A 26033-nucleotide genomic window follows, 5' to 3' on the forward strand; every position below is an offset into this window, starting at 1 on the left:
ATTAGGGTTTTACTACAGATAAATGATGCTTAAATTTATCGGCTAGTTTTTGAAAACATTGTCATAGACCTATATTTTTCATCTAAATCTCATATCAGTAAGATGAAACGCACACCTTACTGATGATCAACCTTAAACAGCAGTAATCGTTCCCAAAACACGATAACCTTTTGCACCCGTCACTGCAGGTAAATTTCCACTCAACTGCTGATCAAAACGCATTGCTAACCACGCAAAAGCCGTTGCTTCGACCCATGTTGGTGCTAAGCCCAAGGCAGAAGTCGATTGCACAGACCAATTATGTTTACGCAGACGCCAACGAAGTTGTTCTAACAAATGGGAATTATATGCACCACCACCACAAACATAGACTTCACCAGTATCTAAAGGTGAACGATAGATGGCTTTTTTGATTGCACGCGTGGTCAGTTTCATTAATGTCGCTTGGACATTTTCAGGCGTATCTTCTAATTCATCATATTCTAAATCATTACGCCAATCGGAAATTTGCTCATCCAACCACTCTAAATTGAAGTCTTCACGACCTGTACTTTTAGGGGGTTCTTTGGAAAAATATTCATGTGACTGCAAACGATCTAACAAGGAACGAATCGGTTGACCATAAGCTGCCCAATTGCCATTTTCATCATAAGGCTGCCCAGTATAACGATGACACCATGCATCCATGAGAATATTGGCAGGTCCTGTATCGAACCCATAAACACCTTGTTCATTCCCCGCAGGCAACATACTGACATTGGCGATTCCACCTAAGTTGAGAATCACACGATGAATCGTTGCATGTTGGAACAATGCCTGATGAAATGCAGGAACCAATGGTGCACCTTGCCCACCTGCTGCCATGTCACGACGTCTAAAATCTGAAATTACAGGAATCTGGGTAATCTCAGTGATGATATTCGGATCGCCAATTTGTAAGGTAAAGCCATGTTCTGGACGATGTCGAATTGTCTGCCCATGTGAGCCAATAGCTTTGATCTGGCTTCTATCTAAGTTATTTTCTTGTATTAGTTGATTAATACCATTTCCAATCATGGTTGCAAGCGCCACATCTGCCTTACCCATTCGATCAATTTCATTATCATCGGGTAAAGTCAAAGCCATCAATTCATCCCTTAAATCAGGATCAAAAGCGACGGTAAGTGTGGCATGAACATGTAAAGGATCAAATGAAGCTGCAACAAAATCGACGCCGTCCATGCTGGTTCCAGTCATTACGCCAATATAGATTGTTGTCATGAGATATTCTTCGCCTGCATTATGCTGAAAAAATGTTAGTATATCGCACAAATAGTCTAACTGAAGTATTTGGGTTTTTGTAATGTCAAATTTCCTGCCGGCTGAAGAACAACTTGCCCTCATTCGCCGAGGCACTTATGAAATTATTTCTGAAGAAGATCTTCTGAAGAAACTGAAAGAAAATCGTCCTTTAAAAATTAAAGCAGGATTTGATCCAACTGCACCAGATTTACATTTGGGTCATACAGTTTTAATTAATAAGTTAAAAGCTTTTCAAGATCTTGGACATGATGTCACGTTCTTGATTGGTGACTATACTGCGATGATTGGTGATCCAACAGGTAAAAGTGCAACTCGCCCACCACTTTCACGTGAGCAAGTTTTAGAGAATGCAAAAACTTACCAAGAACAAGTGTTTAAAATTCTTGATCCAAATAAAACCAAAGTTCGTTTTAACTCTGAATGGTTTGCAACAAAAACTGCTGCTGATTTGATTCAATTGGCTTCTCAGCAGACCGTTGCACGTATGTTAGAGCGTGATGACTTTACAAAACGCTATAACAGTCACCAGCCGATCGCCATTCATGAATTCTTGTACCCACTGGTACAAGGGTATGATTCGATCGCACTTGAAGCTGATGTAGAGCTGGGTGGAACAGACCAAACATTTAACCTCCTTATGGGTCGTACCTTACAAGGGCGTTATGATCAAGAGGCTCAAGTGTGTATCACTGTGCCTATTCTTGAAGGTTTAGATGGCGTCAACAAGATGTCTAAATCCTTGGGCAACTATATTGGTGTCTTTGATGCGCCGGGTGCAATGTACCAAAAAGTGCTGTCTATGCCTGATAGCTTGATTGAACGCTATTTTGAGTTACTTAGCTTTAAGTCTATGGATGAGATTGAAGTTCTTCTCAAAGAAATGGCAGATGGGCGCAATCCTCAAGAAATCAAGAAAATTCTTGCACTTGAATTGGTTGAACGATTCCATGGTGCAGAAGCTGCTGAACATGCCCACAAAGGTGCAGGTAACTTAATTACTGAAGGTGAATTACCTGAAGGTACACCAGAGGTAACCATTTCACGTGGCGAGTACGGTGGAGAAATTTCGATTGTTTCCATTTTACGCGCGGCGGGTTTAACTAAAAATTCAGCTCAATCTAAAGATGCTGTTTCACGTGGAGCAGTTAAAGTAGATTGGCAAGTTGTCGATGCTAGTTTTACAGTGAAAGAAAATGTAACTCTAGTGATTCAAGCCAGTAAGAAAGCCATTGCCAAAGTGACTTTCATTGACTAATTACAGTTAAAATTGCTTTGAAAAGCCATCAATATTGATGGCTTTTTTTTGTCTCCAGCAACTTTTATTCTCCTGCTAGCGAACACTCAAAATTGGTACGATCCACAGTACAACGTGCCCTTTTTAATACGGACATCATTACAGGATCGTAAATCCCTCTTTTGGTCAGCTCTATGCGTCCATCACGTAACAATTTCTGATAACGAAGTGCATCGTCTTTGGTCACATTTAATTTATATTTTGCAGGAATTTCAGCTTCCATTTTTTCTATTTTTTTAAAAGAACTGTTCAATTGTTTAACTGACCATTCTCGAGACTTCATGCCGAAACCATCAGGAAATTGATCGGACTTAATAATTAAGTCAGCCGTCACATTGACTACGGGATAAGTAAACATTGCCCCATTCGCCCCTATACCCTTATAAATTTCTAACGGCTTGAAAGCATAAGCTGGTGAAGCAATGGCATCTACTTCACCATCATTAAATCTTTTAACAAAATTAAAAATATCAGAAGGCACACCAATCGCCCCAACCCGTTCAACAGCAATCTTTTGTGCAATATCGTAATGCAGATAAGCAAATTTTTTCCCTTTACCCTTTTCTAGGGTATTGATTGAACGATCACGAACAAAAATATAGGCGATCCCAATAGGTGTGATCGCGACCAATTCATATTTAATGCCATTTTTTTCAGATACCAATCGCTTGGCATTGCGTTTATCCAAAGCATAATTAATCGCTTTTTTGGCAATTTCATTGTTGGGAATTCCACCTAAAGCATCAATTGAACCCCCAAATTTATTGTACTCACGTGAGCGCATAGTGGTCATGGCAGCAGCATCACACTTATTGGTCTTAAAGTTTTTATCCACCATTTCTTCTGACTGATATACCGTTAAATTGACGTCTGCACCCCATGCTTTTGCTGCCAAAGCCCATTCTTCCATCAATTTATAAGACTCACCTGCCTTTCCCAACAAATCAAAGACACAAACATTTTGCTTGGCTTGTGCCCAAGGTGACAGAAAAATAGAAACAATAAGAAGTAAATATCTAGCCTTATTCATCATCTAAACTTCCATATTTATTTACAGATAAATTGAAATTTATGTAAACAATTCAGTCCACAATAAATTGCTTTAATACACATTTAATAAATAATAATGTGATACATACTACACAAAATTTAAGCATTTTTATCATTTTTTGATCGGAAAGTTAGCACTTGCATTAGCTTCAAAATAAAACGAATTAAAATTCAATTATTAATATCAAATAAATAAAATTTTAATATTGTTAAAATATACTAAAAAATTAACATTTCGCTGTTGTAATCCAAGCAACATGAAGAAGTATGCTGTCAGATTCACTTCTCTTTTTGTGATTTGTCACCCTAAAACCAATTTGTTTTCGGTTTTATTCAATACATTTTTTGAACTCTGGGATTTATCCTTTAATATATCGCATCCAATAGGCAACAGTCAGCTTCTTATGATTCAGTTAGATCAACTTTCAATTCGTCGCGGTGGACGCATTTTATTTCAAAAAGCGTCAATGCAACTTCATTCTGGTTGGAAAATTGGTTTAACGGGTGTCAATGGTGCAGGTAAATCCACCCTCTTCTCAGCATTACTCGGTGGTATTGAATCTGATAGTGGTAGTCTGACTCGCCCAAATATTTGGACTGTTGCCCATATGGCTCAAGAGATCAAAGCGCTCGATATGAAAGCCATCGATTTTGTGTTGTCTGGCGATGAAGAATATTGGCAAATTCAAGATCAATTAAATCATCCAGAAAACCTAAGTAATGATGAGCTCGCACACCTATATAGCCGTTTTGAAGAAATTCACGGTTATACAGCATCTTCTAAAGCATCACAATTGATGGCTGGATTAGGCTTTTTTGAGCATCAATCTGAACTTTTAGTGTCGAGCTTTTCAGGTGGATGGCGTATGCGCTTAAATTTAGCGCGTACATTGATGAGTCGTTCAGATTTACTTTTACTCGATGAACCAACCAACCATTTAGATTTAGATGCAATTCTTTGGTTAGAAGATTGGTTAAAAGCATATGAAGGCACACTGATTTTAATTTCACATGACCGAGATTTCTTAGATGCTATTACGGATCATATTTTACATATTGAAAATCAGATCTTGACCTTATATACAGGCAATTACTCTACTTTTGAAACTACGCGTGCGGAACGCTTAGCACAACAGCAGCAAGCTTTCGAAAAGCAACAAGAAGCCAAAGCACATCTACAAAAATTTATTGATCGTTTTAAAGCCAAAGCCACCAAAGCACGACAAGCTCAAAGCCGTATTAAACAACTGGAACGAATGCAGGAACTCGCACCTGCGCATGTCGATAATCCATTTACGTTTAGTTTCCGAGAACCCAGCAAAATGAGTTCTCCGCTACTTACATTGGAACATGCAGATATTGGTTATGGTGATAAACTAATTGTGACCAATGTTAATTTACAGATCACGCCTACCAGCCGTATCGGTTTATTAGGTATGAACGGTGCGGGTAAATCGACGCTGATTAAATCTCTGGTAGGTGATTTAGCGCTAATACAAGGCGTCCGCAAAGATTCTGAATTATTAAATATTGGATATTTTGCACAGCATCAAATGGATGCTTTAGATGGCAATGCAAGTCCAATGCTGCAACTTGCACGAATCGCAGACCCGAAAATTAGTGAAGCCACCTTACGTTCATTTTTAGGCAGCTTTGGATTCAGTGGCGAACGTATGGACACTCCTAGTGAAAGTTTCTCAGGTGGTGAACGTGCCCGTCTGGCGTTAGCACTCATTGTTTGGTTACGTCCCAATGTGCTCATCCTTGATGAACCAACCAACCATTTAGATTTAGATATGCGTCATGCTTTAACTATGGCGCTACAAGATTTTGAAGGTGCTGTGGTTCTGGTTTCACACGAACGTCAATTAATTGCGTCAGTATGTGATGAACTGATCTTGGTTCATGCAGGTCAAAGCAAAGAATTTGACGGTGATTTACAAGATTATGCAGCATGGTTACGCCAAGCACGTATTGATATGATGAAAAATGGTCAAAAACCAAGTGCCCCTATTCAGTCTCAAGTCGTTGAAAAAACCAGCATCTCTAAAGTCGACAAGGAAGCTCAACGGAAAGAAGCCGCACGCCAACGTGAACTGAGCCGCCCGATTCGCAAGAATATAGAGAAAATTGAAAGCCAAATTGGCAAAATTCAGCCTAGACTTGTTGAAATTGAGGAATCTTTAGCAGATTCAGCACTTTATGAAGCAAATCGTAAAGATGATTTGCTCAAATTAATGAATGAACAAACTGAACTCAAAACAAAGCTAGAACAAGCTGAAGAGCAAATGCTAGAGTTAATGATGGAGCTTGAAACATTAGAAAGTTCTTTCGAATAATGCTTTTTGAATCAGCTAGAGGTGGAGGCATCCACCTCTAGTTTTATTTATAAAAACACAAATAAATCAATAACTTAAAATAAAAATTTTAATCATGCAATAAACCTTTTATGAAATCCTTCATGGTTCACTGCAACATCGCCCAATCTCATTCCTTTTTATTCCCACGACAATTCTTTTTTTGATTTTCAACGATCAAAGCCATTTTTAATGTGTTCTTGATGCACATTCAACATAACTGATGCTTCTGATCAGATCTGATCAATTTTTAATATGGAAAATACGCAGTCCATTTTTGAATAATTTTTTAAGTCAAAGCCTCTAAAATCTCTCAAAAAGATACATAACTTTTATTTATAATTTAAAAAATAAGCGTGGAACATATTAGAATTACTACAAAATTTAGAAATAGAGTGTTTTCCTGATAATCTTGTTCAAATTTAAGCGTTTCTGATCAAACAATTGTGGATAACTAAGATTTAATCACTGTTTGTTGAAAAATTTTCACAGTCCATTTTTTAAGATTTTTATGGTATTTGAGCATTAAAGTTTTTACTTTCTGTAGTCAAAATTCGTTCGAAATCCAAAATTACCCACAGACTTATCAACAACATTTTGATCAAGAATCAATCACAATTCAAGTATAAAATTTGTCCATTCGTCGCTTTTTTAATGTGTATCTGATTTTTTAAAAAAGTTAAATTGAGTAAAAAATAGTGAAAATTACACAATCTTGTTACATACAAACAATTTGTAATAAAAGCAGTACCACTTACTTAAAAATTTGATTTAGTTATGAAAATGAATGATATGTAATAAAATGAACCAACTAGTTCACAATAATTATCAAAAAAATAAAAATAAATGGAGTAAATACTCTATTTTTTTCAAACAAAGCTGATTAATATTGCGCTTAAGGAAAGTTCCTCAAGATGAACAAATAGATCAGGACGAAAATATGAAAAAAATTGCATTCGCTATTGCCGCTACTTCTTTACTTGGAGTGAGCTCAGCATCTCAAGCTGCTATTGATGTTTGTGTATTCGACTTATTGGGTAAATCTGGTGAATCGTTCCAGATGGCTCAAGAATGGGCATTGACAGCAAAAAGTTGGGGTGCAGATATTAATCTTATCCCTAAACAAGATGAAGCTGTTGCTGATAACGATTTTAAAGCGGGTAAATGTGATGGCGTGTTTATGACCGCAATGCGCGCACGTCAATATAATAAATTTGTAGGTTCAATCGATTCAATTGGTGGTGTACCAAGTAATGCGATTGCACAAAAAGCCATTACTTTTGCTTTAGATGCACGTAATGCAGCAAAAATGACCACAACCCTAGGTGGTAAAAAATATGAAGTTGCAGGGATCGCACCATTAGGTTCAGCATTTATTTTCGTACGTGATAAAAACATCAACTCAATCGAAAAAGCTGCTGGTAAAAAGTTTGCGGTATTGAGCTATGATAATGCACAAAAAATCTTGGTGCAGCGCGTAGGTGCACAAGCAGTGCCATCAGATATCACTAACTTTGTTGCTAAATTCAACAATGGTCAAGTTGATATGGTTGGTGCGCCTGCATATGCTTATAAACCACTTGAAATTCAAAAAGGTTTAGGTGCAAACGGGGCGATGTTTAACTTCCCAGTTCTACAAGTAACTGCTGACTTTGTCATTCGCCCAGAGAAATTCCCAGCTGGCTTTGGTCAAAAATCTCGTGATTATTTTGTGAAAAACTTGCCAAAAAGCTTTGCAATGATCAACCGTTTAGAAGCAACCATTCCAGCAAAATACAAGATGAATTTAACGGCTGAAGATAAACTTAAATATCAAAAGTTAATGCGTGACGGTCGTTTAGAACTGACTAAACAAGGTATTTATGATGCAGGTATGATGTCAGTACTGAAAAAAGCACGCTGTTCAGTAGATAAAGCCAACTTTGAATGTACCCTTGGCGGTGAATAATACAATTGAGTATTTCAATATTTGCAATAAAAAACCAGTTTTCATAAACTGGTTTTTTATTGCTCTCTTTTTAAATTTAGAATCATATATTTAAATTATTAATCACAAAAAAAGGGAACAAACCAAAGTTTATTCCCTTTTTTTTGCACTGCATTTCTTCAATTAAGCATCAATATCAGCATTGAGTGCATTTTCTTCAATGAAAGCACGACGTGGTTCTACGTCATCACCCATCAAACACGCAAACATACGATCTGCTTCAATTGCATCATCAATCGTCACTTGAAGCATATTACGGTTTTCAGGATCCATTGTGGTTTCCCAAAGCTGCTCCGCATTCATTTCACCCAAACCTTTATAGCGTTGGATCATCATGCCGCGACGAGAGTCACTTAAGATGTGTTGCCACACTTGGTGGAAGGTTGAAACGTTGATTTTACGCTCACCTTTTTGCAAATAAGCGCCATCTTCCAACAAACTGAACCAGCTCTTAGAATTTTGCAATAAACGTTTATATTCACTCGATGCCAATAAACCTGCATCTAATAAATAGCTATGCGGTAAGTTATGTACATATACGGTAATACGTGGGAAATAAACTGTCGTTTTAGTTCCGTCAGCATTGTCTTTATCGAATGCCTCTAAACTCAACTCAGGACGAAGGCTTGGTTGAGCTGTACCAATAGCAGATTGAAGCTTTTCCGCCCATTGCTGTACATAATTTTGATCATGATTTTGATCAAGTTTATAAGCATCTAAACTTAACAAACCATCCAGCAAAGTTGCTGGATAACGTAGCGTTAAACGATTCAAGCTTTTTTGTGAAGTTTGATAATCTGAGATCACTTTTTCCAGTGCCACACCACGAATAGCAGGTGCATCTGCACTTACGTGCAACTCTAACTCATCAATTGCATTGGAAATCAGATAAGTTTCAAGCGCTTCATCATCTTTGATGTATTGCTCTTGTTTACCTTTCTTCAACTTATACAATGGAGGCTGCGCAATGTAGATATAACCACGTTCTACAAGCTCAGGCATTTGACGGAAGAAGAAAGTCAGCAGCAAGGTACGAATATGTGAACCATCCACGTCCGCATCGGTCATGATAATGATTTTATGATAGCGTAATTTGTCTGGATTATATTCTTCACGCCCAATACCACATCCTAGTGCAGTAATCAGCGTTCCCACTTCTTGAGATGAAATCATCTTGTCGAATCGAGCACGCTCGACATTGAGAATTTTACCCTTTAATGGAAGAATGGCTTGCATCTTACGATTACGTCCCTGCTTTGCAGAACCGCCCGCAGAGTCACCCTCGACCAAGTATAATTCAGAAAGTGCTGGATCTTTTTCTTGGCAATCTGCCAATTTACCTGGTAAACCCGCAATATCAAGCGCACTTTTACGACGCGTCATTTCACGTGCTTTACGCGCCGCATCACGCGCACGTGCAGCATCAATAATTTTTCCTGCAATCGATTTGGCTGCTTGAGGATTCTCCAACAAGTATTCAGAGAAAGCCTTGTTCATTGCCTGTTCTACCGCAGGTTTTACTTCACTTGATACCAATTTTTCCTTGGTTTGTGATGAAAACTTAGGGTCAGGCACTTTCACTGAAACGATTGCTGTTAAGCCTTCACGCGCATCATCACCAGTTACGGCAACTTTCTCTTTTTTGAGTAAGTTTTCATTTTCCATGTAGCTGTTTAAGCCACGTGTTAATGCTGCACGGAAACCAGCCAAATGCGTTCCACCATCTTTTTGTGGAATGTTATTGGTGAAACAACGCACATTTTCCTGATAAGTATCGTTCCACTGTAATGCGACTTCAACACCAATTCCATTTTCAGCTTGCGTAGTAAAATGGAAGATTTCATTCAGATGCGTTTTACCTTGATTGATGTATTTTACAAATTCAGATAAACCACCTTCAAAATCGAAGATATGCTCTAAAGCGACACGTTCGTCACGAAGAACAATACGTACACCAGCATTTAAGAATGACAGCTCACGTAAACGACGTGCCAAAATATCCACATTAAAAATCGTTTGACTGAAGGTTTCTGCACTTGGCCAGAAACGCACAGTGGTTCCTGTTGTTTCAATATCACCGATCACTTTCAAGGGATATACAGGATCACCATGTTTGTATTCTTGTTGGTGAATATGCCCAGCACGGTGGATCGTTAATTCAAGTTTGCTCGATAGTGCATTTACGACCGAAACACCTACACCATGCAAACCACCTGATACTTTATAGCTGTTATCATCAAACTTACCGCCAGCGTGTAGAATGGTCAGAATTACTTCTGCCGCAGAAACACCTTCCTCTGGATGAATATCAGTAGGAATACCACGCCCATTATCTGCAACACTGACAGATTCATCTTCATGAATCGTCACTAAAATTTCATCACAGTGACCTGCTAAGGCTTCATCAATCGCATTATCGACGACTTCGAAAACCATATGGTGTAAACCTGAACCATCATCAGTATCACCAATATACATACCTGGACGTTTACGAACTGCATCTAGACCACGTAATACTTTGATACTAGAGGAATCATAAGCCTTTTCATTGGTTTGTTCTGTCTGAGAAGCGATTTGATCTTCTGAACTCATGGTTTCTCCCTAGTGAAAAATAGGTCTTTCCAAAATTGGTTAAAATCTAAAATCATGTTGCAACAACACTTACCTGACCTTGATCCACCTGAAATAACTGGTAGGAAATAGACAAATCATGCAAATGTTTTTTTACTGATTCATGGTCTAGTGTGGTAATAAAAACTTGACTACCAAGTTGGCTCAATCGCTCAATTAAACGTTGTTGTGCACTTAAATCTAATTCTGCTGTTACATCATCTAATAATACCACAGTTTCCTTATTACAGGCATGTAACATGGCAATTTGTGAGAGTTTTAACGCCATTATTAGTAACTTTTTTTGCCCTCTGGACAGTACCACATCAGCATCCCCCATTGAGGTTTTTAGTCGGATGTCAGCACGGTGCGGACCGTATTCAGTATAGCGACGATCAACATCTTTTTGATGATATTGAATGAGGTCATTGGCTAAGCCATGTTCCACATGGAACCCTGCGTTATACTCCATATCAATGCTTAAATCTGGAAGTAATTGCGCCAAATCTTCTTGTAAATATTGTTTCCAACGATCAACTATTTCGACGCGCTGAGAATGCAACATTTCACCATAATCACTGAGCATTTTGTTCCACGGTTCCAAATCTTGCAAAGACAGATTGCGTTGCGATTTCAGCAACGTATTGCGTTGTTTCAAAGCTCGCGAATAATATTGCCATGCATGATAAAAATCTGGTTCCACGTGAAACATCAACCAATCAAGCAATTGTCGCCGTGGCTTTGCGCCATGGTCAATGATATCGGTACTTAAAGGATCAATCAGTTGCAAAGGTAGAATTTTGGCAAGTTGCCCTTGTGTTGCCACAGTATCGCCATTGACTTTAATCAGTTGCTCACCACTCTGTAGTTTCTGCATACCGATTTTTTCAGTCATAGATTGCGCAAAGACAATCGCATCAGCTTGATTGTTTTGAATGTAATTTTTAGGAATATGAGTTCGAAAGGAACGTCCAGTTGCCAATAGATGAATGGCTTCTAAAATCGAGGTTTTTCCAGATCCATTTTGTCCATAAAAAACATTAAACGGTTGCAACTCTTGGAGAGCAACCGTCTTAAGATTTCGAACACGTTGTATATTTAAACGCGTAATATGCATAACAAATGATTTAAAAAATAAATCAATTAAACACGCATTGGCATGACAACATAGGTTTGATTGGATTGGGTTGGATCTTGAACCAATACCGACTGATTTGCTTCAGACATGGTCATCGCAACATCATCACCATCTAAAACACTCAATACATCTAAAATATATTGCGCATTAAATGACATTTCCATAGGTGCATTGGCGTATTGAATGGCTAGATCCTCAATCGCCTCATCTTGTTCAGGGTTGTTTGCACGCAATTGCAAAGAATCTGCATTAAAATTCAAAAACACACCACGTAATTTCTCATTACTTAAAATCGCAACACGTTGTAATGATTGCTTGAACACATCATGCGGGATATGAACCACTTTATCGCCACCACGCGGAATCACACGACGATAGTCTGGGAACTTACCATCGATTAATTTTGTCGTGAAACGTACAGTAATGTCACCTTGCTCTTTATCACGGCTTGGTGTTTGAATGGTCACATTCAACAGTTCGCGACCAATCAACAAGGTCAATTGTTCATCTTCGATGCTTAGAAGGCGTTGTAGTTCCCCTACCGCTTTACGTGGAACAATCGCTTGTACCAACTGGGTTGCAGTTGATGATGCTAAGGTTTCGCACAGTGCCAAACGGTGTCCATCAGTCGTCACAGCACGCAATTGATTTTCATCAATTTCCAATAAAGTTCCAGTCAGATAAAAACGCACATCTTGCACAGCCATGGCAAAAGAGGTTTTTTCAAATAAACGCTTTAATTCACGTTCAGTCACTTGAACTTGTGTGCCTTGACTATGCTCATTGGTCAATAATGGATAATCTTCTGCTGGCAAAGTTCCCAAAACAAAGCGGCTATTTCCTGATTTTAAAATACAACGCTGGTCTTCAGTAATCTGTAAATCAATCAATGCTGCCGATGGTAAGGATTTGCAGATATCCACCAATTTACGCGCAGGAACAGTTGTTTCCCCAGCTTGTAAACATGCACCATCCGCTAAGGTTGTGCTGGCAACCAACTCGACTTCCAAGTCTGAACCAGTAATGGTAAGCGCTTGATTTGTAGCTTGAATTTTCACGTTTGAAAGAATATTCAAAGTATGGCGACGTTCAACAGCTCCAACCACATGGGATAAAACATTGAGTAAGCTCTCTTTCGCGATTTTCAAACGCACGGTGGAAATCCTCTAACTAAATTTGACAGAAAAGACAGATAATAAATTTTTTTAATGACGTACTATGCGGCAGTTTATGCCGCATTGCAAGCGTATAATTTGTACAAATTTTAGCTTTGTAACAGACGCATGAGGTTTTTATAATCCTCATTAAAAATTGGGTCTTCATCACGTAAGCTCTGCACTTTTTCACAAGCATGCATGACCGTACTATGATCGCGACCACCAAATGCCATACCAATTTCCGGGAAGCTATCCCCAGTTAATTCACGAGCCAAGCCCATAGCCAATTGGCGCGGTCGAGCATAAATACGGGTTCTTTTCGGACCCACTAATTCTTTCAATGGAATGCGGAAATACTCACTCACCACGCGTTGAATATTTTCTGTACTGATCGTCCGCGCACGAATGGCCAAAACGTCTTTCAGTGATTCACGCACCACTTCCAAATCAATCGCAGCACCTTTAAAACGGGATATTGCGACGACTTTATTCAATGCGCCTTCAAGCTCACGAACATTGGCAACCACTTGTTGAGCAATAAACAATGCGCAATTTCGCGGGAGATCAATCCCACTACTTTCAGCTTTTTTCAGTAAAATTTCGATTCGAGTTTCGATATCAGGCGGTTCTACACCAACAGACAACCCCCAAGAAAAGCGTGAGACTAGACGTGGATCAAGTTCTGTTAACTCTTTTGGATAGCGATCCGAAGTTAAGATAATTTGTTTAGACTCATCTAATAAAGCATTGAATGTATAGAAAAATTCAACCAAACTGGCTTCTTTACCCGCCAATAGATGAATATCATCGACCAATAATAAATCTAAAGAACGACAATTCTTTTTAAATTCCTCAACCTTGCCTTTTTGCAAAGAGCTGACAAAATCTTGGACAAAACTTTCAGCAGTCATATACATCACGCGCGCATTTGGTTTTGCCTGTAATAAAGCATTTCCAACCGCTTGCATTAAATGTGTTTTACCGAGACCTGTTGGACCATAAAGAAACAGCGGATTATGCTGAGATTCACCCAATTGAGTCAAAACTTTACGACAAGTTTCTGCCGCCATTTGGTTGGAACGCCCCTCTACAAATAAAGCAAAATTAAACAATGGGTTAAGTTGTCTCTTTTTCACATTTTTTGCAGAAACAACGTCTTGCTCTTTGTCTTTTTTTACTTTTGGCGATGCTATAGCTGGGCTGGCATGTTGTTCTAAAGCAGCAGTAGTCGTTGCTGGTTGTTCAGCAGCAGAGAGGATTGCACCTGGACGTGAATCAACCAAAATTTCAACTTTACGTATACGACCTTCAGATAATTGCTCTGCCAAGATTGAAATCAATTCTAAATGATGCTCTTGAATGTAGCGTGTCCAATATGGATTAGGTGCATACAGTTTTAAAGTATCTTCGACTTCTTCTGCAACCAACGGACGAATCCACATGGCAAAGACATTATCAGAGAGCTCTTGTCGCAAGCGAGTTAAGCAGTCCGTCCAAAGCATGTGAAACCCCTCTATTCCATTTTAAATTCAAAAAACACAACATTCCCCCTACCCTATAGATAAAGGGGTCGCCATTCTAACCAAGTTATCCACATCTGTCATGAACAATTCAAGTAAATTCGCTCAAAAAAGCAACTTTCTGTAAATAAATTTAAATTCAAAGCGCTTGTGGATAAGGTTTTCCACATGCTGTGGATAAATTATCACATAAACTTATCCACAATCCATCAAATTAATAAAAACACAGATACCCACAGCTTAAATCTTTATTATTTAATGTAAAAAAGCTGTTTTCCACAGAAATAACCGACACTAATAATAATAAATTTAAATTTTAAATTTGAATTTATTTATAAGAACCGAGTTTTTTGTGGATAACCTCCAAGTTATGAATTTAAATTCAAAATTAGCAGGTTTTTAAATTTAAAAACATGGAAACGAATTTAAATCTAGATGAGGTTATGGATAACTTTGAGGATATATCTGTTGGTAACTCTTATTTATACTATAAAATAATAAGTTATGTTGTGAATACTTTTTTTGTTGATTTTATAGCTCAAAAGACAGTTAAAATTTCATGTGGGTAAAAATGCAACAAATATGATCGAATATAGAAGAGATATGTGTATATTCATTGACAGCATAAAGAATGCACAATACAATCGCGAACCTTTAGAAAGATCAATTTTGGAGTTTCGATATGAAACGTACATTCCAACCATCTGAATTAAAGCGTAAGCGCGTTCATGGTTTCCGTGCTCGTATGGCTACTAAGGCTGGTCGTCAAGTATTAGCTCGCCGTCGTGCAAAAGGTCGTCACAGCTTAACTGTTTAATTCGTTAAACAGTTAATACACGACTTGGGTGTTATGTCTCTTTATAGTTTCAGCCCAGCGGTGAGAATCCACTGCGCTGCAGATTACAAAGGTGTATTTGATGGTGCGCTTTTTAAAGTGCATCAACCCCATTTTATATTCTTAGCAAAAGTGACCGAACAGCCTAAAAGCCGTTTGGGTATCGTTGTTGCTAAGAAAAAAGTGCGCCGTGCGCACGAAAGAAATCGAATAAAACGTTTAACGCGTGAAAGTTTTCGCTTAAACCAGCAAAATATTGATCTGTTGGATATTGTGGTGATGCCTAAAGTCGGCATAGAAGCCGTACCCAATGCTGAACTTTTTCAGCAGTTACAATTTGCTTGGTTAAAATTGCAACGCATCGTTAAAAAGCACCATAAAATAGCTCAATCTTCCCCTCAAAAATAGAGGAAACCAATGATTCGTTTATTGCATTGGTTGATTCGTTTCTATCAAATTGCGATTAGTCCTCTCATTGGACCTCGTTGTCGTTATATTCCGACTTGTTCTCAATATTCGTTAGAAGCAATCCATACGCACGGCGCAATGAAAGGCAGCTGGTTAGCTGCAAAACGCGTGTGCCGTTGTCATCCTTGGGGCGGGTATGGTTATGATCCCGTGCCAAAAAAAACAATTCGTTTTATTTCGTTTCAGCAAATAGATTCTCAAACGCTTCATGTTCCTGTACCCTTGCGTGAACGTTTATTGAACCAAAATCACTCTAACCACTTGGGGTAATAGATATGCAACAATGGGCCAGGTTTGCAATCCTTGGGGCCATGTTAGTCACCGCATATTTGCTCATTTTGGCTTGGCAAAAAGACTATGGTCATGATGCAACAAAAGCTGCGACTCCGCAGGCTGTTGTCGCGCATGATGTCTCTGCCGATTTGCCAAAAGGTCAAGCAACTGCGGCTTCTAGCGATGTTCCACAAGCAAATATAGCTGCTGCACAACAAAATACAGCTGCGCCAGCCACAGCAAATCAACAATTGATTTCAGTACAAACTGATCTTTATCATCTTTGGATTAGTCCAAAAGGTGGTGATATTGTTCGTATTGAATTACTGAATCATGACAAGAGCAAAGACAGTGATCAGCCTTTTGTTATGCTTGAAAGTGATGCAAAACGTACCTATGTTGCGCAATCTGGTTTAATTGGATTGAACGGTCCAGACAGTAAACCAGATCGTCCAAGCTATGCGTTTGAAAAAAGTGCTTATACCCTTGCTGATGCTAAAACCGCACAAGACAAAGAAGGTAAATCTTCTCAAGTCTTAACTGTTCCGATGGTATTTAAAACAGCGGATGGTGTTGAAATCATCAAAACGTTTAGTTTCAAACAAGGTCAATACCCAATTGATGTCAGCTATCAGGTTGTAAACCGTAGTACGCAAAATTGGCAAGGACAAATGTTTGGTCAAATTAAGCGTGATAACTCAGATGATCCAGGAAAAACCTCTCAAGGTATTTTCACACTTGGAACCTATTTGGGTGGCGCTTGGGGTACACCAGATGAGCATTATAACAAGCTAAAATTTGCGAATTTTACCGATGAAAAACTCAACACTGAAGCAAAAGGTGGCTGGGTTGCGATCGTTCAGCATTATTTCGTAAGTGCTTGGATGCCAGGTCACTTTGGTGGTCAGCAATACATGGCAAAATTGGAATCACGTAAATCTGCTGATGGTATGAACATCATTGGATTTACTTCACCAACCATTAATGTTCCAGCGGGTAAAGCCATGAGCATTGATGCAACTTTCTACTCTGGTCCAAAAATCCAGTCTGAATTGAAAGATTTAGCGGTAGGTTTAAACCAAACTGTAGACTATGGTTGGTTATGGCCAATTGCCAAATTATTATTTGCAGGTTTACAGTTCTTCCATAACCTTGTGGGTAACTGGGGTTGGTCAATCATTCTATTGACTGTATTGGTTAAACTTATTCTTTGGCCGTTGTCGTCTAAGAGCTATCGTTCTATGGCGAAAATGCGTGTGATTGCACCAGAAATGCAACGCATGAAAGAAGAGTTTGGTGAAGACCGTATGCGTTTCTCTCAAGAAATGATGGCACTTTACAAACGTGAGCAAGTCAATCCTTTGGCGGGTTGTTTACCATTACTTTTACAAATGCCAATCTTCTTAGCATTGTACTGGGTATTGATGGAGTCTGTAGAACTTCGCCATGCACCGTGGATGCTGTGGATTCAAGATTTGTCTGCAATGGATCCTTGGTTTATCCTTCCATTGATCATGGGTGTTACGATGTTTGTTCAACAATCATTGAACCCACAACCGACTGACCCTATGCAGGCGAAAGTTTTCAAAATCATGCCAATCATGTTTACAGTATTTATGCTGTTCTTCCCTGCTGGCTTGGTTTTATACTGGATTGTGAACAACTCGATCACGATTCTGCAACAGTGGTTTATCAATAAAAATGTTGCAAAAGCCAAAGTTGAAAATGAAGTTGTTTAATCTTTAACGATTAAGCAATAGCTGAAAAAATCCGCTTAAGATGGTAATCTTAGGCGGATTTTTTATTGTCAAAGTTTGAGTAAATTTAGATGACGAACACTGTAAACCAAACCACAATTGCCGCAATTGCGACGCCACCAGGACGTGGTGGTGTAGGTGTGATTCGTCTTTCTGGACCAAAGGCTTACAGTATTGCGCAAGTTTTGACACAAAAAGATCTTCCCAAAGCACGTTTTGCTGGTTTTCGTCAATTTTTTGACGATCAAGGTGAAGTCTTAGATGAAGGCTTAGCCATTTGTTTTCCCAATCCAAATTCCTTTACGGGTGAAGATGTGGTTGAGTTACAGGGACATGGCGGACCAGTAATTCAAAATGCGCTACTGACACGTTTATTGGAGCTTGGTGCCACTGCAGCCAAAGCTGGTGAGTTTTCCATGCGTGCCTTTGAAAATGGCAAAATGGATTTGGTACAAGCTGAAGCGATTGCTGACTTGATTGATGCAACCTCACAAGCTGCAGCACGTTCTGCAGTACGTTCCCTACAAGGTGTATTTTCCAATAAAGTAAATACCGTGTTGGAGAAACTGATCCATCTACGGTTGCATGTTGAAGCTGCAATTGATTTTCCAGAGGAAGAAATTGACTTTTTGGCGGATGGGAAAATACTGAGTTTGTTAGAAGAGGTTCAAACTTCAGTTGCTGCGGTACAACAATCGGCTCGTCAAGGTCAATTACTACGTGAAGGTCTGCAAGTGGTGATTGCTGGGAAACCTAATGCAGGTAAATCTTCATTACTTAATGCCTTGGCGGGTAATGATCGTGCTATTGTGACGGATATTGCTGGAACTACACGTGATGTGTTGCATGAGAAAATTAGTTTAAATGGCTTACCGATCACTTTAACCGACACTGCAGGTTTACGTGAAACAGGCGATGTGGTCGAGAAAGAAGGCATTCGTCGTGCAATTAAAGAGATTGAGCAAGCCGATTTATTGCTCTTGGTTTATGACTTGAGCCAAGGTGAAAATCCTTTAGAACTTGCACAAAATTACTTTGAAAACCACTTAGATTACAAGCGTTTAATACTGATTGGAAATAAGTGTGATCTCACTGATCAATCTGCTGAATTAAATGATTTGCAAGGTTTTCGCCATATCACCGTTTCAGCCAAACAGGATGTGGGCGTGCAAGTACTCATAGATGCGATTACAGCGCATGCAGGCTTTCAGCCTGAGGAAGATACCTTTATTGCTCGAACACGCCATTTAGACGCAATGAAGCGCACACAGCGCTATTTGGCAGAGGCACATGAGCAACTTGTGGTTTATCATGCAGGAGAGTTGGTTGCGGAATCACTACGACTTGCCCAAAACGCTTTGGGTGAAATCACAGGTGATTTTAGTGCTGATGATCTCTTGGGAGTTATCTTTGGATCGTTCTGTATTGGTAAATAAGCTTAAAATAGTGAACATGAACGCTGACCAAGTGTCAGCTTTTTTGATGAAAAGTTGTGCTTTTGTAAGCTAATTTTACATCTGAGTTTGAATTGTTTACTGTAAGATCAATAACATATTCAAAAGGGTGTATTATGAAAAAGTCTCCTTTATTGCTTTCCCTCGCAGTATTCGTGATCACTTCAAATGTCTGGGCGGGTAAGGCAGATCATGTGATTATTCAAGAAGCAGCGAAAAATAATATCACCATTGAACAAGCATTACGTGCCAGTGACGAAACTGCGGTAACTTTAACCGGTTCGATTGTGCATCAAATTAAGCATGAACATTATGAATTAAAAGACAGTACAGGAACCATTGGAATCGAAGTGGATGATGATCTGATTGATTTAAAAAAATTAAAGCCTGGCACCAAAGTAAAAATAGTGGGTGAAGTCGACACGCATCGCTACAAACCAACAGATATTGAAGTGGTTAAAATAGATATTGTTCCATAACTGATTTAAAAATAGGTGCTAAGCACCTATTTTTAAGCGGTATTTGTTTTTTAAATGTTGAATCAATAAGTAACAGCATAATGTGCCGACTCCTGCACAAAAGCCTAAAACACCGATCATTAAACCAAAATGATCGGATAAGTATCCTGCGGAAATAATTGGCACAATCGTACCAAAATAAGCAATAAACAAATATGTTGAAACCACAGCGGCACGATTTTCGATTTGGGTCATTTGATGAATCAATGCAAAAGCACTCAATAAACTGAGCCCATGTCCCATGCCAACCAAAATCACACTGATAAAGAATAAAAAACTCCAATGCATCAGCATACAGACAGACAAAATCAAATAACTACTGATTAATAAAATCAGTCCTATATTTAGGGCTTTGTGCATATTCATTGATTTGGCAGCGAATTGAGCAATCGCGGAAACCATTAAAATACTGGCAATGGTTGCACCACTGACCAAAGGACCATGCCACGGAATAACATCACGTATAAACGAGGGCGCTAAAGAGGCAAATAAACTGAATGATCCGAAAGCACAAAACGCACTAAAACTGGTGATGTAAAATAAGCCTTTATATTGTGTCTCTGGTAATTGTAAATGAGGTGCAATAGAAAAAGATTGTTTTTCAAATTGAACAGTTTTAATGCGAAATAAACTGAATAAACTCAGTAGCGCTGCGACAATGACAGGTAAATAAGGTGTGATTAGTGGTTGATCTGAAAATTGAGCAATTGCACCACCAATAAAAGGTCCCAACCCAAAACCAATCACGGTAATAATTGAACTTAATTGTGCTGCACTTTGTTTGTGTGAATCTGGGATAGTATAGATTAATCCTAGCATTGCCGAGGTGCTGATTAAGCCAGATGCGATTCCGATAATGAAACGACCTAAACCCAGATAATAACTATTCGAGGCAAAAACTGAGAGGCTCAGACCAATAATAGCGAATAATAAGCCGATCTGTAAGGTACGAATAAAGCCAAAGCTATTGCTCATACGCCCTAAAAACAGCAATGTAGTTAAACAACCAAACATATATGCAACAAAGATATAAGTGATTTGGCTTGGGAGCAGGTGCCAAAGCTGTTGATAGATTGGATATAACAGACTCGCAAGTGCAGTACCGATGGTGCCAATAAATAAGGCAAGACTGACCATGAGAAATGGACGCCATGATTGCTGATTCATAGATCTAGGACTTAAAGTGCAAATAATCTTGCGGATAAATGCCGAAGATAAGTATTAAGATCGGCAACGAAGAAATCGTATATACCGAAAAGCTTAGAACTTAATCAGTAGGGGGTCAATTAAAACTTTAAGACTTTATCTAATCACCTGTATTGAGCTTATTTTATGAATAACGTTTAAGCAATTTTAAAAATTCTTGTAACTCATTTGCATCAACAGCTTCAGGGTCTTGAATCACATGTTCAGTGAGATGTTGCTCAATTAATTCATTCATTAAACCATTGACGGCTCCTTTCACTGCTGCGACTTGTTGGAGAACCGAAATACATGAAGTACTTTGATCATTCAATGCCTCTTCAATGGCATTCAGCTGTCCTTTTAAACGTTTGACACGGTTAAGGACTTTTTTATCTTGATGGACATGACTCATAAACTGATCCGCTAAAAATATACTCCCTTATAGTATATTTAAAAATAAAATAATATACTCATGGGGAGTATATAGGATCATGCCCACATGCAATTTAAAACTATACAACGTGAACACACTCATCAGTTTGATGAAGGTAATCCATTGGCACAAAAGAAAATTTTATGGGCAACCATTTTGACAGGTTTGATGATGCTGTTTGAAATTCTGGGAGGCTGGATTTTTAATTCGATGGCATTACTTGCTGATGGTTGGCATATGAGTTCACATATGCTGGCGCTCGGTTTGGCTTATGCTGCTTATCGAGCCGCGCGCCATTATGCGCAGGATTTTCGTTTTAGTTTTGGTACATGGAAAATAGAGATTTTAGCAGGTTATAGTAGTGCAATTTTACTGATGGTTGTCGCTTTATTTATGGCTTTTCAATCGATTGAACGTTTATTTCATCCTGTTCAGATTCATTATAATGAAGCGATTCTAATTGCTATTTTAGGTTTATTGGTCAATTTAATCTGTGCATGGTTACTGCATGATCACCATCACCATCACCATCACCATCACCATCACCATCATGCACATGATCATGATCAACATCATGGACATGATTTAAATCAAAAAGCGGCTTTTCTTCATGTAGTAGCAGATGCACTGACCTCTGTTTTGGCAATTATTGCATTATTTGCAGGTAAATATTTTGGTTGGGATTTTTTGGATGCGACTTTGGGTATTGTGGGCGCAATTTTAGTTGGACGTTGGTCATTTGGTCTTATTAAAGAAACAGGCAAAACTTTACTGGATGCTGAAATGGATCATGTTGTAGTGGATGAAATCCGTGAAGTCATTACAGGTCTTAAAGTAAACGCCAAAATAACTGATCTCCATGTCTGGAAAGTGGGTAAAGCCAAGTTTTCAGTCATTTTGGCACTTGAAACATCTGATCAAAATTTAAATGCAGATCAAATTCGTAAAGCATTATCAATCCACAACGAATTGGTTCATATTTCCGTTGAAATTAATCAAACTGCGATTTTTAGCTGGGTTCCACGTGAAACTTCATCACCATAATTTAAATTTATCCCTTTATTATAACTCTGGATTTGAGTCGAGCATATTTTACTCAAGTTGGTTTAATCACAGTTTTCAAACAAGCTCACAAGGCAACTGTGTTTTAATAACTGACAATATATTCTGAATTTTTGATTTATGTTAAAGCACATCATTGCGTTGAGTTTAAGTTTTGCTTTTTGTGGGAGTAGTTTTGCCAGTATTGAAACTGCGAAAGCAAAACTCAGCAAAAACTATCCCAATGTCAAAATTGAGCATTTACAGACGACTGAAATGCAAGGTCTGTATAGTGGTACGTTAGATAATCAAATCGTGTATATCAATGAAGATGCTCAACATATATTTGTTGGTTCTATGATTCGTTTAAAAGATCAACATAATTTAACCAAAGATCTCGTTGTTGAAAAAAATACAGTTGATTTTAAAAGTCTTCCTTTCAATGATGCAGTAAAAACAGTCAGGGGGAATGGAAAACGCCAGCTAGCCATCTTTTCTGACCCAAATTGCCCATATTGCAAAACGCTTGAAGGGAATCTAGCTAAACTCAATGATGTGACGATTTATACTTTTATCTATCCGATCAAAGCACAATCTATTTTGCCTGCAAAGCAAGTATGGTGTTCGGCAAATCGTGAATATGCATGGAAAAATTTGATTCAAAATGGGGTAAAACCCACTGCACCAGCAAATTGTCCAACACCGATTGAGCGTAATTTAGAATTAGGTAAAAAATTAGCGCTACACGGTACACCAGCAATTATTTTCTCAAATGGCTATAAAGCAATGGGTGCCTACCCTGCTGAAGAAATTGAGAAGTTATGGAACAAATTTGGATTATAAAACGATAATTTCATAAGCACTTAGAAAAAAAGCACCCTGAATGGGTGCTTTTCTAAATGCAAAATTTTAACTTCGTTTGGCAATCATGTTGTAAATAAATAACACGATAATTGCACCCACCACAGAGGCAATAAAACCGGCAGATGCACCTTTAGGGTAAAGTCCTAATAATTGACCGCCGTAGGTTGCAACCAATGAACCTACGATCCCCAGCGCTGTGGTTACAATAAAACCTGCTTTATCATCACCAGGATGGATTGCTCGAGCAATCAGACCTGCAATAAAACCAATCACAATTGCACTAATCAATGACATCATAATCTTTCTCCTTTTTCTTTATTTTGTCGTGAGTTACTGCATCGAATTAATTTAATATTCAAATATTTTTACAGGAAGTAAAAGGTTGGATTTGCTACAAGTTGTTGCATTTTTGTTCGACGGTTGCTGGGGGAAGCCATAAAAAAAGCGACCGTGGTCGCTTAAATCAGTTTAGGTAAAATGGGTTTACTGAAGATGATCTTATAGACCAATTTCTCCAATAAATGGAATATGGCGATATTTTTGATCATAATCTAAGCCATAACCCACAATGAACTTATCTTCTACTTCAAAGCCTAGAAATTTCACGTCTAAGTCGATTTCACGGCGAGAAGGTTTGCTGACTAAAGTACACAGTTCAATTGAATTCGGTTGACGGGTACTTAATATTTCTAAAACTTTGCTCAAAGTGTTGCCTGAATCAATAATATCTTCTACCACCAAGATATCTTTTCCGCGAATTTCTCCGTCTAGATCTTTTAGGATTCTGACATCACGAGAGGATGTTGTATTGCCACCATAGCTTGAAACCGTCATAAAATCGAGCTCGTGAGTTTTAGTAATGGCACGGCATAAATCTGCCATAAAAATCACTGAACCACGCAATAAGCCAATTAAAACCAATTCTTTATCACTACTGGCATAATGCGCATCAATTTTTTTACCAAGTTCTTGAACTTTTGCATGAATTTCTTCAGCAGAAATCATTACTTTCATTTCAACAGTCATGGGAAATACCTAAAACTTAAACATCAAATTCTAAAATTAAAAAAGGTGTTGACTAGCAACACCCTAAAAGATGGCATAATTTTAAAACATATCAGGTTCAGATGCATCCTTTTTACGATTTGAAAATGTAAATGCCGAAATTTGAAGCTAAATATCTAGTGCGCATCTTGTTTTAACAACAGCGCACATACGATAAAAACACCACCTATCAAAAGAAGTTTTTTCTTGGAGGGTGATGATTTAGGATTTTTTTCAGACTTGTGCATAGGCTTTTTGTCCATAAATATAGGTGGCTTGAATATTACGGTCATCCCCCATAGTGAATAAGGCGAATAATGCATCTTCAATATTTTTTGCTCGCTCTTGACGCAATTGCTGTAATGCGGTTGCTTTTAAATTCAGCACGACAAAGTCAGCTTCTTTGCCTACATTGAAATTGCCCAATCGATCATCTAAATGCAGCGCTTTAGCACCACCAAGCGTTGCATGATAAAGCGATTCCAGGGCTGAAAGTTTATCGCCTTGTAGTTGCTGAACTTTGTAGGCTTCGTTAAGTGTTTGTAAGTGGCAAAATGCGGTGCCTGCGCCTACATCAGTTCCAAGACCAACTTTGACTTGTTTTTCCCAAGATTTTTTTAATGGAAATAAACCACTGCCCAAGAATAAGTTGGAGGTTGGACAGAATGCGATCGCAGAATCAGTTGCATGCATACAATCCCATTCGTGTTCTTCTAAATGAACACAATGGGCGAAAACAGAACGCTCCCCTGTTAACCCATAATGATGATAAACATCTAAATATCCCTGTTGTTCTGGAAATAATTCTTTGACCCAAGTAATTTCGTTTTTATTTTCACTTAAATGCGTATGGACATAAACATCAGGATATTCTGCTTTTAATTGCCCTGCTTTTGCCAACTGTTCTGGTGTAGAGGTTGGTGCAAAGCGTGGCGTAATGGCATAAAGATTACGACCTTTGCCATGCCATTTTTCAATCAGTGCTTTTGAGTCGAGATAAGCACTTTCAGCCGTATCAGTCAGCTCTTCTGGTGCATGACGATCCATCATCACCTTACCCGCAATTAAGCGCATTTGATGACGTTCTGCAGCTTCAAATAAAGCATCCACAGATTGCGGATGTACTGTACAGAAAACCAGTGCTGTTGTTGTGCCATTTTTTAGTAATTCATGAACAAAAAACTGTGCGATTTTATCTGCGTAGTTTTTATCTGCAAATTGAATTTCTGTTGGAAAGGTATAGGTATTGAGCCATTCTAATAATTGTTCGCCATAGGCACCCACCATTTCTGTTTGTGGAAAATGAATATGAGTGTCGATAAAACCAGGTACAATCAACTGTTCAGGATAATGATCAACGCTCATATCATTACTTAATTGCGACTGCCCTGCTTCCCAATCACCAAACCAGATAATTTTACCTTGTTCAGTAATCAATAACCCATCTTCAATATAACGCGTTTGATCTAAAATTTGAGTGGCTTGGGAAACGGTATTTTGAATATCAAGAAAACGTCCGCGAATCGCCGTTTTCTGCACAACAGAAGACATGTAAAACCTGCAATTTATCCTTTTTTCGATTGATTGTACCTGAAATTTATTTAAGCTGCTGTAAGCAGTTTTATTTTCTTGTGTGCTCAAAAATGTAATTGATGTTGAAGATTGTGAAAAAATCAAAAGCATTACACGAATATTTGAGTTTGTGACTTTATCTTTAATCTAAGAATAGGTACAGTGTCGGCAAAT

Annotated in this window: 22 protein-coding genes; 11 read left to right on the forward strand and 11 right to left on the reverse strand. The window is 38.4% G+C overall.

Features of this window, described 5'->3' with window-relative positions:
• Positions 1 to 132 precede the first annotated feature (132 nt).
• Positions 133 to 1260, reverse strand: coding sequence for an anhydro-N-acetylmuramic acid kinase (locus tag F938_RS20555; protein ID WP_010591402.1), 1128 nt, complete (start codon positions 1258 to 1260; stop codon positions 133 to 135).
• Positions 1261 to 1342: 82 nt separating this feature from the next.
• Between F938_RS20555 and tyrS the strand changes: the two genes are divergently transcribed.
• Positions 1343 to 2557 carry a tyrosine--tRNA ligase gene (tyrS, locus tag F938_RS20560; RefSeq protein WP_005034814.1) on the forward strand — a complete coding sequence of 405 codons (1215 nt, stop codon included), beginning with the start codon at positions 1343 to 1345 and terminating at the stop codon, positions 2555 to 2557.
• A 64-nt stretch (positions 2558 to 2621) separates the two neighbouring features.
• On the opposite strand, the gene F938_RS20565 is transcribed toward tyrS, so the two are convergent.
• A complete protein-coding gene (locus F938_RS20565) occupies positions 2622 to 3626 on the reverse strand; it encodes a putative solute-binding protein (RefSeq protein ID WP_010591401.1) in 1005 nt (334 codons plus the stop codon).
• Between the two features lie 424 nt (positions 3627 to 4050).
• Between F938_RS20565 and F938_RS20570 the strand changes: the two genes are divergently transcribed.
• Entirely contained in the window at positions 4051 to 5985 is a 1935-nt protein-coding gene (locus tag F938_RS20570) for an ATP-binding cassette domain-containing protein (protein WP_010591400.1), read from the forward strand.
• A 958-nt stretch (positions 5986 to 6943) separates the two neighbouring features.
• Positions 6944 to 7951, forward strand: a complete 1008-nt coding sequence (locus F938_RS20575) for a putative solute-binding protein (protein WP_004823975.1) — start codon at positions 6944 to 6946, stop codon at positions 7949 to 7951.
• Between the two features lie 162 nt (positions 7952 to 8113).
• On the opposite strand, the gene gyrB is transcribed toward F938_RS20575, so the two are convergent.
• The 4 genes from gyrB to dnaA all read right to left on the reverse strand — a co-directional run bounded on the left by gyrB (position 8114) and on the right by dnaA (position 14397).
• Positions 8114 to 10582 (reverse strand): DNA topoisomerase (ATP-hydrolyzing) subunit B, encoded by a 2469-nt coding sequence (gene gyrB / locus F938_RS20580; protein ID WP_005034820.1) that lies wholly within the window; start codon positions 10580 to 10582, stop codon positions 8114 to 8116.
• A 52-nt stretch (positions 10583 to 10634) separates the two neighbouring features.
• Positions 10635 to 11717, reverse strand: a complete 1083-nt coding sequence (recF, locus tag F938_RS20585) for a DNA replication/repair protein RecF (RefSeq protein WP_004823978.1) — start codon at positions 11715 to 11717, stop codon at positions 10635 to 10637.
• A gap of 26 nt (positions 11718 to 11743) precedes the next feature.
• Positions 11744 to 12892, reverse strand: coding sequence for a DNA polymerase III subunit beta (dnaN, locus tag F938_RS20590; RefSeq protein WP_004823980.1), 1149 nt, complete (start codon positions 12890 to 12892; stop codon positions 11744 to 11746).
• Positions 12893 to 13002: 110 nt separating this feature from the next.
• Positions 13003 to 14397: a chromosomal replication initiator protein DnaA gene (gene dnaA, locus F938_RS20595; protein ID WP_005034823.1), complete on the reverse strand. Its 1395-nt coding sequence runs from the start codon at positions 14395 to 14397 to the stop codon at positions 13003 to 13005.
• 700 nt (positions 14398 to 15097) lie between these two features.
• Between dnaA and rpmH the strand changes: the two genes are divergently transcribed.
• The 6 genes from rpmH to F938_RS20625 all read left to right on the forward strand — a co-directional run bounded on the left by rpmH (position 15098) and on the right by F938_RS20625 (position 19681).
• Positions 15098 to 15232, forward strand: a complete 135-nt coding sequence (gene rpmH / locus F938_RS20600) for a 50S ribosomal protein L34 (protein ID WP_000831329.1) — start codon at positions 15098 to 15100, stop codon at positions 15230 to 15232.
• A 33-nt stretch (positions 15233 to 15265) separates the two neighbouring features.
• Entirely contained in the window at positions 15266 to 15658 is a 393-nt protein-coding gene (gene rnpA / locus F938_RS20605; RefSeq protein ID WP_004823984.1) for a ribonuclease P protein component, read from the forward strand.
• A 9-nt stretch (positions 15659 to 15667) separates the two neighbouring features.
• Positions 15668 to 15988, forward strand: a complete 321-nt coding sequence (gene yidD, locus F938_RS20610) for a membrane protein insertion efficiency factor YidD (protein WP_005034824.1) — start codon at positions 15668 to 15670, stop codon at positions 15986 to 15988.
• 5 nt (positions 15989 to 15993) lie between these two features.
• Entirely contained in the window at positions 15994 to 17730 is a 1737-nt protein-coding gene (yidC, locus tag F938_RS20615; RefSeq protein WP_005034827.1) for a membrane protein insertase YidC, read from the forward strand.
• 89 nt (positions 17731 to 17819) lie between these two features.
• Positions 17820 to 19184, forward strand: a complete 1365-nt coding sequence (mnmE, locus tag F938_RS20620) for a tRNA uridine-5-carboxymethylaminomethyl(34) synthesis GTPase MnmE (RefSeq protein WP_005034829.1) — start codon at positions 17820 to 17822, stop codon at positions 19182 to 19184.
• A gap of 134 nt (positions 19185 to 19318) precedes the next feature.
• Entirely contained in the window at positions 19319 to 19681 is a 363-nt protein-coding gene (locus tag F938_RS20625) for a NirD/YgiW/YdeI family stress tolerance protein (protein WP_004823991.1), read from the forward strand.
• Between the two features lie 18 nt (positions 19682 to 19699).
• On the opposite strand, the gene F938_RS20630 is transcribed toward F938_RS20625, so the two are convergent.
• Both F938_RS20630 and F938_RS20635 read right to left on the reverse strand, forming a co-directional pair.
• Positions 19700 to 20887 (reverse strand): MFS transporter, encoded by a 1188-nt coding sequence (locus F938_RS20630; RefSeq protein ID WP_005034832.1) that lies wholly within the window; start codon positions 20885 to 20887, stop codon positions 19700 to 19702.
• A 163-nt stretch (positions 20888 to 21050) separates the two neighbouring features.
• Positions 21051 to 21317 (reverse strand): metal/formaldehyde-sensitive transcriptional repressor, encoded by a 267-nt coding sequence (locus tag F938_RS20635; protein ID WP_004823994.1) that lies wholly within the window; start codon positions 21315 to 21317, stop codon positions 21051 to 21053.
• 87 nt (positions 21318 to 21404) lie between these two features.
• Here F938_RS20635 and dmeF point away from each other — a divergent pair, with 87 nt between their 5' ends.
• On the forward strand, positions 21405 to 22382 hold the full coding sequence (gene dmeF, locus F938_RS20640; RefSeq protein ID WP_005034835.1) for a CDF family Co(II)/Ni(II) efflux transporter DmeF: 978 nt from the start codon (positions 21405 to 21407) through the stop codon (positions 22380 to 22382).
• 138 nt (positions 22383 to 22520) lie between these two features.
• Positions 22521 to 23222, forward strand: a complete 702-nt coding sequence (locus tag F938_RS20645) for a DsbC family protein (RefSeq protein WP_005034838.1) — start codon at positions 22521 to 22523, stop codon at positions 23220 to 23222.
• A 66-nt stretch (positions 23223 to 23288) separates the two neighbouring features.
• Here F938_RS20645 and F938_RS20650 read toward each other — a convergent pair whose 3' ends face one another.
• From F938_RS20650 to guaD, 3 genes are all read right to left on the reverse strand, one after another.
• A complete protein-coding gene (locus tag F938_RS20650) occupies positions 23289 to 23540 on the reverse strand; it encodes a GlsB/YeaQ/YmgE family stress response membrane protein (protein ID WP_004824000.1) in 252 nt (83 codons plus the stop codon).
• Between the two features lie 201 nt (positions 23541 to 23741).
• Positions 23742 to 24269 carry a hypoxanthine phosphoribosyltransferase gene (gene hpt, locus F938_RS20655; RefSeq protein ID WP_005034840.1) on the reverse strand — a complete coding sequence of 176 codons (528 nt, stop codon included), beginning with the start codon at positions 24267 to 24269 and terminating at the stop codon, positions 23742 to 23744.
• A 252-nt stretch (positions 24270 to 24521) separates the two neighbouring features.
• Positions 24522 to 25838: a guanine deaminase gene (guaD, locus tag F938_RS20660; protein ID WP_005034842.1), complete on the reverse strand. Its 1317-nt coding sequence runs from the start codon at positions 25836 to 25838 to the stop codon at positions 24522 to 24524.
• Positions 25839 to 26033 lie beyond the last annotated feature (195 nt).

This window comes from Acinetobacter bereziniae LMG 1003 = CIP 70.12 (genome assembly GCF_000368925.1).
Lineage (GTDB): Bacteria > Pseudomonadota > Gammaproteobacteria > Pseudomonadales > Moraxellaceae > Acinetobacter > Acinetobacter bereziniae.

Excerpts from the sequence above, each read along its gene's own strand:
- rpmH (WP_000831329.1), top strand. The coding sequence starts at position 15,098 with ATGAAACGTACATTCCAACCATCTGAATTAAAGCGTAAGCGCGTTCAT.
- F938_RS20645 (WP_005034838.1), top strand. The coding sequence starts at position 22,521 with ATGTTAAAGCACATCATTGCGTTGAGTTTAAGTTTTGCTTTTTGTGGG.
- mnmE (WP_005034829.1), top strand. The coding sequence starts at position 17,820 with ATGACGAACACTGTAAACCAAACCACAATTGCCGCAATTGCGACGCCA.
- yidC (WP_005034827.1), top strand. The coding sequence starts at position 15,994 with ATGCAACAATGGGCCAGGTTTGCAATCCTTGGGGCCATGTTAGTCACC.
- dnaA (WP_005034823.1), bottom strand. The coding sequence starts at position 14,397 with ATGCTTTGGACGGACTGCTTAACTCGCTTGCGACAAGAGCTCTCTGAT.
- F938_RS20625 (WP_004823991.1), top strand. The coding sequence starts at position 19,319 with ATGAAAAAGTCTCCTTTATTGCTTTCCCTCGCAGTATTCGTGATCACT.
- F938_RS20635 (WP_004823994.1), bottom strand. The coding sequence starts at position 21,317 with ATGAGTCATGTCCATCAAGATAAAAAAGTCCTTAACCGTGTCAAACGT.
- F938_RS20570 (WP_010591400.1), top strand. The coding sequence starts at position 4,051 with ATGATTCAGTTAGATCAACTTTCAATTCGTCGCGGTGGACGCATTTTA.
- tyrS (WP_005034814.1), top strand. The coding sequence starts at position 1,343 with ATGTCAAATTTCCTGCCGGCTGAAGAACAACTTGCCCTCATTCGCCGA.
- hpt (WP_005034840.1), bottom strand. The coding sequence starts at position 24,269 with ATGACTGTTGAAATGAAAGTAATGATTTCTGCTGAAGAAATTCATGCA.
- recF (WP_004823978.1), bottom strand. The coding sequence starts at position 11,717 with ATGCATATTACGCGTTTAAATATACAACGTGTTCGAAATCTTAAGACG.
- F938_RS20575 (WP_004823975.1), top strand. The coding sequence starts at position 6,944 with ATGAAAAAAATTGCATTCGCTATTGCCGCTACTTCTTTACTTGGAGTG.
- rnpA (WP_004823984.1), top strand. The coding sequence starts at position 15,266 with ATGTCTCTTTATAGTTTCAGCCCAGCGGTGAGAATCCACTGCGCTGCA.
- guaD (WP_005034842.1), bottom strand. The coding sequence starts at position 25,838 with ATGTCTTCTGTTGTGCAGAAAACGGCGATTCGCGGACGTTTTCTTGAT.
- F938_RS20650 (WP_004824000.1), bottom strand. The coding sequence starts at position 23,540 with ATGATGTCATTGATTAGTGCAATTGTGATTGGTTTTATTGCAGGTCTG.
- yidD (WP_005034824.1), top strand. The coding sequence starts at position 15,668 with ATGATTCGTTTATTGCATTGGTTGATTCGTTTCTATCAAATTGCGATT.
- F938_RS20565 (WP_010591401.1), bottom strand. The coding sequence starts at position 3,626 with ATGAATAAGGCTAGATATTTACTTCTTATTGTTTCTATTTTTCTGTCA.
- F938_RS20630 (WP_005034832.1), bottom strand. The coding sequence starts at position 20,887 with ATGAATCAGCAATCATGGCGTCCATTTCTCATGGTCAGTCTTGCCTTA.
- F938_RS20555 (WP_010591402.1), bottom strand. The coding sequence starts at position 1,260 with ATGACAACAATCTATATTGGCGTAATGACTGGAACCAGCATGGACGGC.
- gyrB (WP_005034820.1), bottom strand. The coding sequence starts at position 10,582 with ATGAGTTCAGAAGATCAAATCGCTTCTCAGACAGAACAAACCAATGAA.
- dmeF (WP_005034835.1), top strand. The coding sequence starts at position 21,405 with ATGCAATTTAAAACTATACAACGTGAACACACTCATCAGTTTGATGAA.